Genomic DNA, 16,427 nt, shown 5'->3' with positions numbered 1-16,427 from the left:
TTCAGTAAGGCTGGCAAGTATGAGTTGTATAGATAAGCTAATGCTGATTAACACTCAGTTATTTTGTACCAGTTTTATATTTACTCAATGATATTACGAACATTTTATGTTCAATAATAGAGGTGACTAGTCGTGGAAGTATTGAAAATCAGACCTATAGCGGTTGATGTCAAGCCATGGATTGGCACCATACAAATTGTCATGGCGGCCATATGTTGGGGCACACTTGGTATATTTTCGACTTATCTTAGTCAATTAGGTTTTAGTAGTTGGCAAATTACGATATTGCGTATCATAACGGCAGCTATTATTGCTATAGCGATGTTGCCTAAGATCTGGAAACCATTAAGTAGGCTAACACTCGGTCAATGGTTTGGGCTTGGTCTACAATCCCTAATTGGCGTACTGGGTATGACGGTTTGCTACTTATTTGCAGTGCTTCATGTGGGTGCAGGCACGGCAGTCGCATTACTCTATACGGCGCCGGTCTTTAGCTTGATATTCTCGCACCTATTATTAGATGAGCGAATTACTTATAAAGCTGCATTATTAGCAGTTGTAGCAGTGATTGGCGTTGGTATGACTACGATGGGTGGCACTACTGAAGGGAAGTTGGGTATTGCCGTTGGGCTGCTCTCTGGCGTTTGTTACTCTTTGTATGGTGTGCTTGGTAAACGCGCCATGCATCATAAACACTCTGCACCGCTTGTCTTTTTTACGTCAATTTTGTTCAGTGGCATTGTATTATTGTTCATTCCTACCACGTATACAACTTATTATAAGCTGATACAGCTTCCCGTTATTAGCTGGATATATGTACTGGGCTTATCTTTGGTGGGTACGATTGCACCTTTTGCATTATATATGAAAGCATTAGAAAAACTACCAGCCACACGCGCGTCAGTATTTACTATCTTTGAACCTTTGACCGCAATATTTTTGGCAGTGTTGCTCCTGCATCAAATGTTATCAGGTGTTCAATATATAGGTGTTTTTTTGATTTTGCTCGTTGCTCTATTAAATGGGCTAACAAATTCAACCAATGTACAACTGCCGAGATGGTTTAGAAGACAAAAATTATCGTAATTTAGTTTTATAGACATTATTATTTATAATACAACTATCTCAAATCAGTTGCTGAGCTCTCAAAAATATTGAGTTGCGCTACGAGTTAATAGACAGTTATTGAAAGCACTCTAAATATTGAGTATACAGCTTAGAGCTCGATTCCTGTATAGCGCATCGATCACGATTTCATACTATTTTCGGGCTTGTGAAGCGCATCAGTCAATATAAGGTGAATTAAATAAATGGCTCATTTGGATATATAGTCAGTTCAAAATAAAACTGTTTCATGATATGGGCTGTATCTCTTTTATTCTGGATTGACTATAGCCAACGTTTCAAAGGCTGACCTATGCTGTCAAATCTGTAGACATTGACTTGGGAGATTTTAGTTACGCAGCTTGACGATAAAAATCAAACCACACCTGTCTTGGCGTTTTATAGCCCAAACCCTTTTGGATTCTAGTCTGGTTATACTCAAGCTCAATATATTTAATGATGTCATTGATAGCTTCGAATCTCATTTTATAATCCTGATGATACACTAACTCATTTTTCAATATGCCCCAGAAACTCTCTATCGGAGCATTATCAAAGCAATTACCACGTCTGGACATTGAACCCTTAAATTTATACTTCTTAATGATCTTATGATAGTCATAACTACAGTACTGACTGCCTCTATCAGAATGCACAATCAGCCGTTGGTTGGGTCGTTTGTTCTTGATGGCCATATTGAGTGCACGGCAAACTAAATCTGCTGTCATACGCTTGTGGATAGCATAGCCGACCAGCTCTTTAGTGTAGAGGTCTTTAACACCTGCTAAGTATAGCCAACCCTCATCTGTCCATATGTAAGTGATGTCACTAACCCAAGCTTCGTTAGGACGACTGGTATCAAATTTTTGATCGAGCAGGTTTGGATAAATAAACTTGTTATGGTTTGAGTTGGTGGTAACTTTAAAACGCTTGTGACGACGGCAAACAATGCCGTATTCTTCTTTAATGCGTCTTACCATGTATTGACTGATATGATGGCCTTGCTCTGCAAGATGAGCATGCAATCGCTCACAGCCATAGCGCTGCTTAGTTTCATCATGAGCCACGCGAACCAGCAGCTCACACTGGTTGCGGTGGATCTGCTGATTACTAACACCACGATTTATCCAGTTATAATAGCTTGATGGCTTGACATCTAATACGTGACACATACAAGTGATGCTAAATATTTTCTGGTTATCCTTGATAAAGACGTACCTCATCAACTGTCACTGCGGGCATAGCCCTTCGTCTTGCGTCACTAAAACAGTCTCCCAGACTGTTTCTTAACGTTCCTCATTGGCGAAGTACGCCGTGGCCTCATTCGAGCATAGCTCTCATCTTGCGTCCGGGCGAAGCAGTGCTTCGCTTTATCCTTCCTCATTTAGAATATCTCTCTCTTCCTGAGCAACTTTGAGATCACGTTTAAGACGTTTATTCTCTTCTAGTATAGCCATGAGCTCAGGATCATATTCTTTAGTACCAATAAGCTGGCCTTTATCAGCTTTGTTTTGCCAGTTAGATAATGTCTGCATGGCGATGCCAAGCTGCTTTGCAGTCGCTGAAACATTGCCCTTATTATCTGCTATCTTTTTAACGGCTTCAGCTTTGAATGCTGCACTATAGGTTCTGATTTTCTTAGTCATGATAAACTCCTCATTGAGTCGTTAGTTTACCAAGTTTGGTTCTACAGTTTTTTCAGCATAGCTCAACAAGCTCCTGCTTGGTGGATGGGTGTGCCATGGACTGTTAAAAAATATATCGATGAGATTTTCACCATTGGTCATGGCAGTCTCTATCAAAGTGATGGACGTTCTCGTCAAAACTCAGAAGATAAATATGGTTCTGGTGGTCTACTGCAAGGTAAACAGTATATGCTTTCAGTAACTTGGAATGCACCTACAGAAGCATTCACTGATCCCGAGCAGTTTTTTGAAGGTGTTGGCGTTGATGGCGTATATATCGCTACTCATAAGGCATATCAGTTTCTAGGAATGGAGCCAATGCCAACATTCATGGTGAATGATGCCATTAAGAATCCGACCATTGATAACGATATTGTGCAGTATCAGGAACACCTGAGTGCCTTGTTTGCAGCGTAAATAGGGCAAGCTTTATTGCTTATGAATAATGAGTTGATCGCCTATCTGAAAATGCTGTGGTATAGCCAGTATGCCCTTATGAAGTCCAAAAATAGTAGCGATACTTTTTTACCTACAGCCTTATTGTTAAGTAGCTGTTTATTCCAGAACACTAATGCTCCTATTATGCCAATTAAAGCTGCATAAGCAATTAACAGTCAGACTAAGAATTCTGAATGTACGTCAGCGTATGGTGATCCTGATGGTGTCGAATTAGTGAAGGAGAGCCGAAACTCTGAAGATATTTCAGAGACAATATAAGTGGGTTTTGATCTAAGCTTAGTAGCTGTCCAATTTAATTGCCCTTCGTAAAGTATGATAGCTTGCGAAGGGCAGTTAAAATGATGTGTTTATTTTCTGAAATAATGCGCTATGTATAAGTTAAACTTAGCTGAGCGAAACTCAAAAGGTAAAAAAAACTAAGGAGCAGGTTGAATGTCTATTTTAAATTCCCATGAGGTCGCAGTCGTCGCTGAGCTATCAGGGTAATTGATTTTATCCAAACGCACGCGGGCATAGCTATTGCCTTCAGCGGATCTAATGAGCGCGCCTTGAGCGCTGTCAACCGCTTTGGCATTTAGTTGATGGGTCATGCCATTGTAGGTATACCAGCCAAAGTCTAGGTTCGGGAAATTACCTGTATAAGCAGGATTGAGATCCGAGCCTTTACTATCAATGACCCAGCTTCTGGCACTCATCGGTTTATCGTACACAGCGGTGTTGGTAAGGTCGGTTAAAGTCGCTGCACTACCATCGGTCATAAACTTGCTGACAATGGGCTCACCTTTATCATCATAATACCCTATTGGTGTTTTTGATAAGAAGCCACCAACTTTGCCTTTATTAGTGCCGATAGCAGAATCGCCACCATTTAAAATGACGCTATTACGCTTAAAGCCAATATGCCAAGTGCTGTTTTTATCGGCGCTACTTTGTCCCGTGGTTAGATCAAAATAGACCCAGTTATCATTGTTTGAGGCATCGATGGTTTGCGTCTGCACCTTGTTCGGTAGCGCAGTATCAATCCAGCGCAGAGTAGGGTAGCCGGAGGTTCCAGCATTATTATAGTAGTTGGTAATCTGCATGGCATAAATAGGCTGCTGTACGCTGCTGTCTGTCATGGCACTGCTATTATCTGTGGTGACAAGGTAGACACGATTGTTCGGGTAGAGCTGATGGTTGTCTTTTAAATTGTATTCAAACCAAGGCTGCGCATCAAAAATACCGCCACTATGGTCTTCATTGTAGTGCATGGTAATATCACGACTGGTATCAGGATCTTGAGTTGCATTGCTATAACGGCTCAAATCTGACCAATCGATTAAACCAAAAACGCCGCCTTTGCCAGTGCCAGAATCACCGCTATTTGACCAAAGCTTGACCGAACGCGCTTGATTATCAAACTTGATATCCCATTTATCTTCAGCACACGAGCTTTCAGCTTTGGTATCAAAGTCATAACAGGTCGCAGTATTAGGCGCTAGATTGGTGACTTGCCAAGTAGCCGTTTCGCTAAAGCTGGCACTGCTCACAGGCGGGGTAGTGCCGCCATTACCGTTACTGTCACTACTGGTGCCATCACCGCCACCACCGCAGCCAGTCATGCTGAGTGCTAAAATACTGCCACTAAACAGTAATGCCAATTTGGTCGGCTTGGTGTGAATTGCTGGGAGAATGGGGGTCATATCAGCTTCCTTGATGGTTGTTGTTTTATATAAAAAATGAAAAACAGCGCTACAAATACAACTGCTTTAGAATGGTTGTGAATCAAAAGCTTACCAATGGTAACTGGCGCCAAGTAACCACTCACGATTATCAATGGGACGATAGTCACTGCTATCAGTGACATCACGCTGCACATCAAAGATATTATTAATCGCCGCGTACAAGCTCAAGTTTGCGGTGGCGTCATAATTGAGTTTGCTATCGAGCGTCCACCAAGACGGTGAATACGCCTGCTCGCTGGTACTAATCAGCTGTTTGGATTCATAATTGAGGCGCGGGATCAGCTGTAATTTGTCATTGATTTGATAATCTAGTGCCAGCATCGCTTTGTGATTGGGCTTATAGGTCAGCTCAGTATCCGTCACATTGTTATGCGTCTTGAGGTAAGCGTAGCTGGCTTGTAGTTTGGCGCGCTCGTCCACTTGCCAATCAATGCCAATATCGCCGCCATAGGTTTTGGCGCTATCAACGTTCATATATTTATAAATGGCGATGTTACCGTCGAAGGTAGCGTTGTCTTCATCGGTTTGGATCAGGTCATCTATCTCGTTATAAAAACCATTGACCGTCAAATTCACGGTGTCGCTCAGTTGACCTTGATAGCCGATCTGGTAACTGGTTGAGGTTTCAGGCTGCAAGTCAGGATTGCCCATGACTTTATAACCTAAATTGCTATGGTCAAAGACGTAGTAGCGTTCTTTTAGATTGGGCACGCGATAACCACCGCCAATACTGCTACGAAAGACATGGTCACGACCGCTGGCATCCAAATGGTTGTATTTAAGTGATATTTTTGGCGCCGTATGACCACCAAAGTCTTCATCGTTTTGATAGCGAATACCGCTCAATACTTCCCAGTTATCGCCGATCAGCCAATCATCTTGTAGATACAGCTCACCGACATCACGGCTAACGTTATCGCTGATAAGCTCGCTGAATTTATTTTTCGTTTGGCTTAACTTGTCTTGCTGAACCTGACCGCCAACTTGAATAAGGTGAATGTGCTTATCGGATAGCAATAGCTCAGGTAGGTCGAGCTGCGCTTGCGCCAGCGTGGTACTGATGTCTGTATCACGGGCGCTAGTGATGGTTTGCTGCGTTTTAGTATTGGATTCGCTTTGATATTCCTCAGACAGCGCTTGTGCGGACAATCGATACGTTTTGCTGCGATTATCCGCATGGGGCGTGATATCAGCGCGCGCACCAACACTAAAGCGCTGCTTAGTAATGTGCTCATCTCGTTGCTGCGCCAAATAGCGCGGTGCCACATAATAATTAAAACGGCTAACATCGTCTTCTTTATAGTGGCTGGCCTCTAGCCAATACTGAGCATTTTTGACCATTCGGCTATCGTTGCTACTATCGTCATTGTCTGATATGCCTTTACCGTCCGGGCGGTAGCTAAATCGGGCACTGACTTGTGATTGCTCGCTGGCATCTTTTAATCTGGACCATGCTTCATGGTCTAAGCTCAAACCATTATTATCCAGATACGAGCCTGATAGACGCGCATGAAAGCGCTGATTTTTATCTAATGCCCCTTCCACGCTGGCTTCTACATAGCGTTTGTTAGCATCTAACTTTTTACCAGATGGATTTTGCCGACCATTGCTGGCAATCTCGGTGGTGATATGTCCTGTTGCCGCGCCAATGGGTTTAGTGATGATATTGATAACGCCGCCCATCGCCGCGCTGCCAAACTGCGCTGACGCCGCTCCCTGAACCACTTCTATTTGTTCAATATCCATATTCATATATTGATTCAAATTTACTGTCGAGCCAGTGCTGGCTGTGATCGGTAAACCGTCAATCAACACCAATACTTGATCACCTGTGAAGCCTTGCATGCTGACTTCGTAACCTGTCTTGCCGTGGACTTCACGTAAGTAGACATTGGGCAACAAGGCCAGCGCTTCTTTTAAAGTATGAGCATGGTTGTCATCTAGCTGCTGGCGGCTGAGTACTTGCAGGGCAACTGGCGCATCGCTTAATGCACGCTCAGAGCGTGTGGCCGTTACCACGATAGGATCTAAACGTGTGCTCGGCATGGCTGCATCGTCGGTCATATCAACATTAGTCTCTGCGAGAAGCGGCGCTGCTTGGACTGAAACTGACGTGAATGCAAACAATGCTAATGCCACACTGATGGCTAATGGGCTATGACGCAGTGGTGAGGGATGGGTGTTTAGTCCCGTATGAGTCAACGATAAATCAAACGCTAAAATTGACATAAATAAAACAGCCATCGTAAAAAGAGAGAGTAAGAAAGTCGTGTTACTTAAAGACCTTTTTCTACAAAAAGAGCGATTTAAAGCGACCATTTCATAGTATGAATTATTAAAGGTTTGGTTACTTGATTCACTAGATTAAGCAACAAAGCCCAGACATAGTATTTCAAACGATAATAATTATCAAGATGTAAATGATAAATATTATCGTTTACAAAGTGAAAAAATGTTGCCATAATGATTTCGTCCGAAGCCTAGAGACAAAATTATAAATGATGAACTAGCAGCGATAATTGCTAACAGCCTGCTTGATAAATACATCCTTGCTGCATCATTGCAAGCATTGTAGTACAGCAGGCATTGGTTTTATCAAATATCAATCATAGTCATCGTCTCTGCTATTTTCTGAAGATATTCATATCTCAATACTACATAGCCAAGATCATTGGCTTTTTTACTGCTATTCATTTTATGGAGACCATCATGAGTCAACCGCTATCGTTAACCAAAAAAAATACTGAGCTGTGGCAACAATACCAAGCATTAAAAGCAAAAACACCGATGCTATTTCCCACAGAAGGAGCGGCTGCGCTAGGCATCAGCGAGTTTGAACTGATGTTAGCCTCGCCTTATAGCCAGTATATGGGTGATCAGTGCAAAGCTGTATTAAAGCAATTTGAAAACTTTGGTGAAATGGAAAGCATTGTCAGAAACGAGTTGGCAGTGCATGAAAAAACCGCGCCATATCACAATCTTAAGCTTGGCGAAAAGATGGGATTGGCACTCAATGTGGGTGGTCTAGATTTGCGATTCTTTATGTGGCAATGGCAGCATATGCTGGCGGTAACGGATACCAGCCGCGCGGATAAACCCTCTTATAGTATTCAGTTCTATAACGCGCAAGGCGGCGCGATTGATAAAGTGTATCTACGAGAGTTAAGCGCTGAGACTATTGCGCGCTGGCAAGCGATGATTCAGGAACAACAGCAAGCGGTAAGTAAGGAGACGCTAACGTTAGAAGCACAAGAGTCAGTCAGTGAATGGTCTTATAAGGCGCTGGGCGAGGCGGAGAGTGCGCAGCTACAACAAGGCTGGCAAGCGATGACAGACGTGCATCAATTCCACTCATTATTAAAAAATCTCGATATCGATCGTGCTAGTAGCTACCGTCAAGCACCAGAGCAGATGACGCAGCAGCTTGATATTAGCGCGGTCGAAGCGGTATTCGAGCAAGCGCGTGATGCCAAATGCCCGATTATGATATTTGTCGGTAATAGTGGTCTGGTGCAGATTCAGACTGGCACCGTGCAGACACTCAAGCGCATGGGCGATTGGTTTAATATTTTAGATAAAGACCATAATGACTTTACGCTGCATTTAAAAGACAAGGCATTGGCGCAACTGTGGAGCGTTAAGCGCCCAACCAAAGACGGTATCGTGACTTGTATCGAAGGTTTTGATGGTCACGGCGTCAGTATTTTTAGCGTGTTCGGTCAGAGAATTGAAGGCACGCCTGAGCTTGAAGCATGGCAGCAAGTTGTCTCGACGATCATCGAAACGCATTCGTATGCAGAATCCTTAGCAGCAGTTGCAATGGCTGAAGCAGAGAGCGTGTAAACCCGTCATAAAAAATCAGCAAATTTTGCGATATTGACACTCACATAACGGATAAGTCATAGCTGTTGTGTGAGTTATTTGGGATGCTTAATACACGTTAATGGTTCTGTTAATAGTGTCATTTTTTACGTTAGCAAATTAAGAATGCTTATGTCTTCTGAATTATCAAAAACAGTAATCACTCACTTAGTGATAAATAAAAAATTGATGAGTCGTGCTATCAGCACTGCGGCTATTATTGGCGCATTTGCCGTGCCCTCACTTTCTGCCCAAGCTTATGAGCGTATTGTCGCGATGAGTCCCGATGTTGCAGACGTCGTGGTGGCACTAGGAGCGACCAATAAGTTGGTTGGTAAAGATGCTACCAACACCAATCCCGCCTTAAAAAATGTGCCAGCGGTTGGTATGCACCGCAACATCACTGCTGAATCTGTGTTGGCAGTTAAGCCTGATTTAGTGTTGGGTAGCTATATGGTGCAGCCCGCTAGCGTCTATCAGCGCTTGACCGGTTTAAAGGTCAAAGCCGTGAATGTCGCGCCTAAAGAAGAAGTAAATACCTTTGCTAGCAGTATTAAAACCATCGGCAGTTACGTTGATAAAAAAGCTGAAGGATCGCAGCTTGCGAAGCGTTGGAATGCAGGGATGAGTCCAATGGCAAAGACGGGTAAGCGTTATTTATTAAGTTACGATGGTCGTATCGTTGCAGGTAAGGGTACGGTAGGCGATGAGTTGATTCGCCGAGCTGGTGGAATTAATGCCGCAAACGTATCGGGTTTAAAGCCTATGTCACGTGAAGGCTGGCTGGCCGCCAAGCCCGATGTGATTATTATTGCCGATCATAATCAGGCAGTGGTTGGCGGTGTCAGTCAATTTAGTAAACGTCCTGAGGTTGCGGCAAGTGCGGCTGGTAAAAATGCTGGCGTCCACTTTTGGCCAGCAGATGACTTTTTACGTTATGGTCTGAATTCACCGCAAGTCTTAAAAAAGCTGAACGCTGTAGCAAAATAGCTTAAGCAATATATAGCATAATCTCTTTTATATTCAATAAAACGATATCTCACATGGCAAATACGATTTCCGCTTCTATCCCTATACAAACTGGAAAATACAAACATAGCATCTATTATGTTGCTGCCACTGTCGCATCTGTGCTGCTAATTTGGTTGGCGCTTGGTATTGGCTTTGGCGAATGGTCAAGCCCTAGCCATCTTGACGATACTATCTGGCAGCTACGCTATCCGCGCGTAGTGACGGCATTGTTGGTTGGGATGGCGTTGTCAGTTAGTGGTGCAGCATTACAGGCTTTATTTGAAAATCCTTTAGCGGATCCAAGTTTAATCGGTACGTCAGGTGGCGCAGCGCTTGGTGTTGTTTTGGTTCTGGCATTGGGGTTTGGGGGCATTGGGATACCGCTTGCAGCGTTTACCGGAAGCGTATTGGTGTGCTTGTTTATTCTCGCTTGTCATCGGTTTTTGGGTGGTGGGCAGATGGGCTTGCTGATATTGGGATTTGTCATCAGCGCTTTTTGTGCGGCGGTGGTTAGCCTGATTTTATTTATGTCTGATGACATGGTGCTGCGCTCGGCGACCATTTGGCTGTCAGGTAGTATGGCGGAAGCGGGCTTTGTGCCGCTGCGTTATTCGATTGTCTCTATGATTTTAGGGCTGGCAATTTTATTACCATTAGGTCGGCAGTTGGACGGGTTGATGTTAGGTGAGGCAGCCGCTAAATCCTTGGGTATCAAGGTGGGTGTGGTTCGTTGTTTGGTGGTGATTGCTTCGGCATTATTGACAGGGGCGGCGGTGTCTTTAGCAGGCGTCATCGGCTTTATTGGCATGATGGTGCCAAACCTGCTGGCTATTCTGTTTGGTGGCGGACGTATGCGCCTCATGATTTGGTCTGGCTGGCTTGGGGCGATATTATTACTCGTCATTGATGGCGCGGCGCGACATGTTGCTTATCCAGTGGATGTTCCCGTTGGTATCGTTTTAGCGTTGCTTGGCGGTCCATTCTTTATTTGGCTGTTTGTGCGTAGTAGCCGCCGTTAATTGGAGAGAGTGTTTATGTTTCATTCATTTTTTACGGCTACATCAAAGACATCGCTAGCGAATCAAGATAGTCGTATAAATAGTAGTAATGCAGGCGAGCTGTTGTCGATGCAAGATATTCATATTTCGCATGGTCATAAAACATTGTTAAAGATAGACAAGCTAACCGTGCCAAGTCAAAAGCTGGTCGCCTTTATCGGACCAAATGGCGCGGGTAAAAGCACGTTACTGCACACGGTTTTGGGTCAACACACAGGAACCGCGCTCAAAACGGATGGTCAGATTACGATTTACGGTCAGCCTATCAACGAGGTCATGAATAATGGTCATATCGCTTGGGTTGGACAACATGAGCGTTTTGAGCTGCCACTAACGGTATTGGATTATGTGCTATTAGGCGTTTCACCAAATCTTGCATGGTATCAGCGCCCAAATAGCCATCATGTTGAGCGCGCGCAAAATTTACTACATGATTTTGAATTATTAAGTTTAGCTAGTACTCGCGTGCAAACCTTATCAGGTGGTGAGAAGCAGCGCCTAGCTATTGTACGGGCGCTGATGCAAGATACCAAAATCATGATGTTTGATGAACCGACCAATCATCTCGATATTCGTCATCAGCGTTTTTTACTTCATTATTTGCATAATTTGGTGCGACAGCATCGCAAAAGTATCTTGGTTGTGTTGCATGATTTGACCCATGCGCATCGCTATACTGATGAAGTGGTGCTATTAAGCGGTGGACAAGTTGTTGCACAAGGAACGCCTAGTGAGGTGATGACACGTCCACAATTAAGCGATGTTTATGATGTCGATATTAAGATGCATCAGACTGAAGATGGCTTGGTGTTTGTGTAAACTCTCCAGTAAAACTATTCTTTTGTTTTTTATGAGAGTTCAAGAGACTGTTTTAACCTAAGAAGAGGAAGGTTTAAAACTCAAGTATTTATACTATACGATTAATCACGTGTAGGACTTTTTTCTATTAAAATGAAAGCAGTTTTGACCCCTGCCGCTAATCTCGTAGAAATTAACTTGGGATATTTTAATCAGACAACTTAATTGAGATATACGTCTGATATTCGTATCAGTCGAAAAGACTAATGTCTTTACCTATCTAGAATTATTTAGCAAAACGCAGGATGGTGCTTTATTATTTTTAACGATTCTACACTCTAACTAAATCAATACCTTATCATTTTTCTAAGATTATTCCTCGCTCACAGTAGCTCACGCTGATTGCGGCAGGTTTGTTGATGACTGATATTACGTTTCGTCTAGTTGTATTAGCTAGAGGATGCAATATTTAGTTGTTCAAAAACTGTTGATTGGCTTCAATATAGGCTCACTTCACAGGCTGTGTTTAGTAAAGTATGCGGTGGACTTTTTTAGCATATCTCTTTCCTCTTCAGCTATTTTAAGTTGTCGCTTGAGCTGCCTCATTTACTGAAGCGCCGCCATAAGCTCAGAATCATATTGTTCTGTTCCCTCAAGTTTGCCTTGGTTGGTTTTCTTGTGCCAGTTAGATAAGGTCTGCATGGCGATACAAAGCTGCTTTGCGGTAGCTGAGATATTGCCATTCGTTATCGTACCCTACCTTATGAAAGGCTTTAGCTTTGAAGGTTGCCCTGTCAGTTCTGATTTTCTTAGTCATGATAAACTCCTCATTGAGTCGTTAGTTTACCAAGTTTGGTTCTACAGTTTTTTCAGCATAGCTCATTTTGCAAACTGTTCAAAAGAGGGCGTATCGGTATTAATGCATTCCTTGCGATCGTTTAACGCTACCATTTCTGCCGCTCTGTCACTTTTTGGAAAGTACTTAGCGTAATTGAACAGACCTAGGGTGATTTCTGCTTCCATTTTCTCAATCACCTTATCAAGTTTCTTGCAATTCGCCGGCGTGTCTGTAAGGTTTGTCGTCTCCCGACAGCGTATACCCATATAATAAAAATCGACAAATAGCATATTGCTCCCTTTGCGCCTTCTGATACTAGCCATCCTATTTCTCCTTATTGTAGTGCCATGGCGTTGACGCTACCGGCGATACCAGTGCGCATATCTTTTTCAATCTCCTCCCAAATGTACAAAATCTTACGACCACCGAACGGGCGTATATAATGAATGCCCTCAATAAGTACACTATCCTTGAGTCCATTGCGGATAGTACGAGGGTTGTATTTGATGAGCTCAGAAAGCTCTTGGGTAGTTAGGTAAGTATGTGACATAATAAATTCCTTGTAAGCCAATTAAATAACTAGGTTGTTTTATCGAGATAACAAATAATTCTATGAAAGTATTTTGTTGTTCGATAGAAGTACTTTACTAGCTATCATTAGTCGATGCAAGTACTTTTTTAGTCTATTAAGGAATTATTAATGATTTTATGTAATTTACCAGTGCTACTAGCTGAACGACGTATGAAGGTGGCAGATCTAATAAGAATGACAGGAATTAGCAAGTCAACAGTGCACAAGATCTATAACGAACAGACTTCAAGAATAGATTTTGACACTATGGATAAAATTTGTGAGGCACTAGATATTGAAGTAGGTGATTTATTTACTTATGTACCTAACGACTCGCTAGATAAAGAGAAGTAAATAAATATTGAGAGTGTTTTAGATAATTTAGGGTAGAGGTCGAAAATGCTACTCTGAAAGAAAGGCAAAATAGAGAGCAGGCGCAACTTAGGCACAATTTAGGCACACACGTTTTTCGATGACGTTTACGGAAAGTGAGAAAAGAGGAAATTTGCATCGACGTATAGTTTCCTTTTCCGCTACAGCCTATATTTCACGGACAAAAAAAAGCCCCAATCTTAAGATTGGGGCTTTTCGAATCTGGTAGGCGTAATCGGATTCGAACCAACGACCTCTACCATGTCAAGGTAGCGCTCTAACCAACTGAGCTATACGCCTATTTAGGTTGAGCATTTTAGCAAGTTTTCCAGACTTTGCAAGTCTTTTTTAGCATAAACCTCTTTTATTATCATAATATCTGCTATTCAGGCTTATATTAGTTATTTAGATATATTTTTGTGTATATTTACTAAACATTAACTTTAAGTGGTTTAGTTTTTATTGTTAATAAGTTGGTGACGCTAATGATTAAACTCTTATAACTGGTATGATATCTCTCTAAACAACGTAATCGTCATGATAATAATGACTTAAAGTCAGTCATGCTGAGTAAGCGTTAAACAAATATTAAAAACAGTTGGAGAATAACATGGGTCTCTTGGTAGACGGGCAGTGGCAAGACAAGTGGTATGAGACAAAAGAGAGTGGTGGCCGCTTTCAGCGTGAAGATGCTGGTTTTAGGAACTGGGTAACGGTAGATGGTAGCGCAGGGCCCACAGGTATTGAGGGCTTTAAAGCGGAACCTGACCGCTATCATTTATACGTGTCGCTAGCTTGTCCTTGGGCACACCGTACCCTTATCTATCGCAAGCTTAAAGGCTTAGAAGACATCATTCCGCTATCTGTAGTACATCCATATATGGGTGAGTATGGTTGGACGTTTGCAAAAGGTGCAGGCGTCGTTGCTGACCCAGTTATCAATGCAGACTATGCCTATGAGCTGTATACCAAGGCCAAGCCAGACTATACAGGCCGTGTCACCGTACCTATCTTGTGGGATAAAAAAACAAACAAAATCGTGAGTAATGAGTCATCTGAGATTATTCGTATGTTTAACTCTGCCTTTGATGAGGTTGGGGCACTAGCAGGTAATTTTGTGCCTTCAGAGTTATTGCAAGAAATTGATGATATCAATACCTTTGTCTATTCTACTATCAACAATGGCGTGTATAAGACAGGATTTTCTACCACACAAGAGGCTTACGAAGAGGCCGTGATTGAGCTGTTTGCGGCATTAGATACACTTGAGACGCGCTTAGCACATCAGCGTTATCTAACAGGTAGCACTATAACTGAGGCCGATTGGCGACTGTTTACGACGTTGGTTCGTTTTGATGCTGTCTATGTTGGGCACTTTAAATGCAATCTGCGCCGTATCGTTGACTATCCAAACCTTTGGGGCTATCTACGTGATTTATATCAAGTACCTGGTATTGCAGAGACGGTAAATATGAATCATATCAAGCAGCATTATTACACCAGTCATGCCAATATTAATCCTACTCGTATTGTTCCTGCTGGCCCAGTGCTTGATTTTAATGAACCACATGACCGTGCACGTCTATAGTTTTATTTTAATAGAGTAACCGCATAAAAAAGCCCCAGCTACTAATAGGTAGCTGGGGCTTTTACATTATAAAAGGTAGTACAATGACTATTAGGCATTGTTCAGCTGGCGGGCCGCTTCTAGAGCAAAGTAGGTCAAGATGCCATCAGCGCCAGCACGGCGGAAACCAATCAGCGACTCTAAAATCACTGCATCACTTAACCATCCGTTCTGAATGGCTGCCATATGCATGGCATATTCGCCAGATACTTGATATGCAAAGGTGGGTACGCCAAAGGTATCTTTGACTTCACGAATCAAATCAAGATAAGGCTGGCCTGGTTTGATCATGACCATATCTGCGCCTTCGTTGATATCCATAGCCACTTCATGTAGCGCCTCAGCACGATTGCCAAAGTCCATCTGATACTGTTTCTTATGGCCACCTTTTAGGTTGCCAGCACTGCCAACGGCATCACGGAATGGACCGTAGTAGGCAGAAGCATATTTGGCTGAGTAGGCCATAATAGCCGTATTCACAAAACCTTCTGCTTCAAACGCGTCACGCATGGCCTTGATACGGCCGTCCATCATGTCACTAGGAGAGATGATATCTGCACCGGCACGCGCATGTACCAGCGCTTGCTTGACCAGTACTTCGATGGTTGCATCATTGATGACGTAACCGCTGTCATCAAGCAGACCATCTTGACCATGTGAGGTGTAAGGGTCTAATGCTACATCAGTCATGACGACCATTTCTGGCACAGCATCTTTGACTGCTTTTATCGTACGTGCAGTCAGGGCGTTTTCGTCATAAGCGGCGCTACCGTCCGGTGTTTTCAAAGCGTTATCGATCACAGGGAAAAGGTCGATGGTTGTGACACCTTCTGCTAATAACTCTTTGGCATAGTTGATTAGCAAATCAATCGATAAGCGTTCAACGCCCGGCATACTAGCGATGGTTTCGCGCTGGTTTTCGCCTTCTAATACAAATACAGGGGCAATAAAATGCTTAGGGTGTAGCTCCACTTCGCGAATCATTGAACGTACATTGTCATTGTAGCGTAGGCGACGTAAGCGAGTAGCAGGATATTGACGGTTAAAGGTATAGCTCATAATAATTCCTTATGATTGTTTTAATAGTTATCATGTTACATGGTTAAAATAATATCGCTATAAGCGGTATTTTATAGAATTAGCTTATCAAAATCTGTGCATTATAAGTGGCTATAGATAAAGAGAGCTTATATGAAGTGAGCCTACTATAACTAAAAGACGTCCATAAAAGCAAAAAGCCCCACCACGTTAAGTCGGTAGGGCTGATAGTACTTATCGACTGTCAATAGGATGATAGAGCTGCGTCATCAGATTAAGGT

At 42.8% G+C, this 16,427-nt stretch carries 12 protein-coding genes, 1 tRNA gene and 3 pseudogenes; 8 read left to right on the top strand and 8 right to left on the bottom strand.

Features of this window, described 5'->3' with window-relative positions; genetic code table 11:
* The first annotated feature begins 132 nt into the window (after nucleotides 1–132).
* Entirely contained in the window at nucleotides 133–1,086 is a 954-nt protein-coding gene (locus ACS8FA_RS24905; protein ID WP_227522988.1) for a DMT family transporter, read from the top strand.
* A gap of 371 nt (nucleotides 1,087–1,457) precedes the next feature.
* Here ACS8FA_RS24905 and ACS8FA_RS24900 read toward each other — a convergent pair.
* Nucleotides 1,458–2,750: pseudogene (locus tag ACS8FA_RS24900) on the bottom strand (IS3 family transposase).
* Nucleotides 2,751–2,816: 66 nt separating this feature from the next.
* Between ACS8FA_RS24900 and ACS8FA_RS24895 the strand changes: the two are divergent.
* Nucleotides 2,817–3,206: pseudogene (locus ACS8FA_RS24895) on the top strand (NAD(P)H-dependent oxidoreductase); the annotation flags it as partial.
* 458 nt (nucleotides 3,207–3,664) lie between these two features.
* Here ACS8FA_RS24895 and ACS8FA_RS24890 read toward each other — a convergent pair.
* Together ACS8FA_RS24890 and ACS8FA_RS24885 are read right to left on the bottom strand one after the other, a co-directional pair.
* Complete coding sequence (locus ACS8FA_RS24890; RefSeq protein ID WP_439265361.1) at nucleotides 3,665–4,930, bottom strand: HmuY family protein; 1,266 nt, start codon at nucleotides 4,928–4,930, stop codon at nucleotides 3,665–3,667.
* 90 nt (nucleotides 4,931–5,020) lie between these two features.
* Nucleotides 5,021–7,201, bottom strand: coding sequence for a TonB-dependent receptor plug domain-containing protein (locus ACS8FA_RS24885; RefSeq protein WP_439265359.1), 2,181 nt, complete (start codon nucleotides 7,199–7,201; stop codon nucleotides 5,021–5,023).
* A 480-nt stretch (nucleotides 7,202–7,681) separates the two neighbouring features.
* Between ACS8FA_RS24885 and ACS8FA_RS24880 the strand changes: the two genes are divergently transcribed.
* From ACS8FA_RS24880 to ACS8FA_RS24865, 4 genes are all read left to right on the top strand, one after another.
* A complete protein-coding gene (locus ACS8FA_RS24880; RefSeq protein ID WP_439265358.1) occupies nucleotides 7,682–8,815 on the top strand; it encodes a ChuX/HutX family heme-like substrate-binding protein in 1,134 nt (377 codons plus the stop codon).
* A 150-nt stretch (nucleotides 8,816–8,965) separates the two neighbouring features.
* Nucleotides 8,966–9,823, top strand: a complete 858-nt coding sequence (locus tag ACS8FA_RS24875; protein ID WP_439265356.1) for a heme/hemin ABC transporter substrate-binding protein — start codon at nucleotides 8,966–8,968, stop codon at nucleotides 9,821–9,823.
* Nucleotides 9,824–9,876: 53 nt separating this feature from the next.
* Entirely contained in the window at nucleotides 9,877–10,863 is a 987-nt protein-coding gene (locus ACS8FA_RS24870) for a FecCD family ABC transporter permease (protein ID WP_439265354.1), read from the top strand.
* Between the two features lie 15 nt (nucleotides 10,864–10,878).
* Entirely contained in the window at nucleotides 10,879–11,721 is an 843-nt protein-coding gene (locus ACS8FA_RS24865; protein WP_439265352.1) for an ABC transporter ATP-binding protein, read from the top strand.
* 495 nt (nucleotides 11,722–12,216) lie between these two features.
* On the opposite strand, the pseudogene ACS8FA_RS24860 reads toward ACS8FA_RS24865, so the two are convergent.
* From ACS8FA_RS24860 to ACS8FA_RS24850, 3 genes and pseudogenes are all read right to left on the bottom strand, one after another.
* Nucleotides 12,217–12,517: pseudogene (locus ACS8FA_RS24860) on the bottom strand (transposase); the annotation flags it as partial.
* A 62-nt stretch (nucleotides 12,518–12,579) separates the two neighbouring features.
* Nucleotides 12,580–12,861, bottom strand: a complete 282-nt coding sequence (locus tag ACS8FA_RS24855) for an Arm DNA-binding domain-containing protein (RefSeq protein ID WP_439265350.1) — start codon at nucleotides 12,859–12,861, stop codon at nucleotides 12,580–12,582.
* An 11-nt stretch (nucleotides 12,862–12,872) separates the two neighbouring features.
* Nucleotides 12,873–13,088 (bottom strand): hypothetical protein, encoded by a 216-nt coding sequence (locus ACS8FA_RS24850; RefSeq protein WP_439265348.1) that lies wholly within the window; start codon nucleotides 13,086–13,088, stop codon nucleotides 12,873–12,875.
* Between the two features lie 150 nt (nucleotides 13,089–13,238).
* On the opposite strand from ACS8FA_RS24850, the gene ACS8FA_RS24845 reads away from it, so the two are divergent.
* Nucleotides 13,239–13,463, top strand: coding sequence for a helix-turn-helix domain-containing protein (locus ACS8FA_RS24845; RefSeq protein WP_060491549.1), 225 nt, complete (start codon nucleotides 13,239–13,241; stop codon nucleotides 13,461–13,463).
* 241 nt (nucleotides 13,464–13,704) lie between these two features.
* Here ACS8FA_RS24845 and ACS8FA_RS24840 read toward each other — a convergent pair.
* Nucleotides 13,705–13,781 (bottom strand) — tRNA-Val (locus ACS8FA_RS24840).
* A gap of 310 nt (nucleotides 13,782–14,091) precedes the next feature.
* Between ACS8FA_RS24840 and ACS8FA_RS24835 the strand changes: the two genes are divergently transcribed.
* On the top strand, nucleotides 14,092–15,069 hold the full coding sequence (locus tag ACS8FA_RS24835; RefSeq protein ID WP_439265346.1) for a glutathione S-transferase family protein: 978 nt from the start codon (nucleotides 14,092–14,094) through the stop codon (nucleotides 15,067–15,069).
* Between the two features lie 90 nt (nucleotides 15,070–15,159).
* Here ACS8FA_RS24835 and hemB read toward each other — a convergent pair whose 3' ends face one another.
* Entirely contained in the window at nucleotides 15,160–16,167 is a 1,008-nt protein-coding gene (gene hemB / locus ACS8FA_RS24830; protein ID WP_101206356.1) for a porphobilinogen synthase, read from the bottom strand.
* Nucleotides 16,168–16,427 lie beyond the last annotated feature (260 nt).

This window comes from Psychrobacter sp. 1Y1, assembly GCF_051847395.2.
Lineage (GTDB): Bacteria > Pseudomonadota > Gammaproteobacteria > Pseudomonadales > Moraxellaceae > Psychrobacter.
This window is presented reverse-complemented; position numbering and strand designations above follow the sequence as displayed.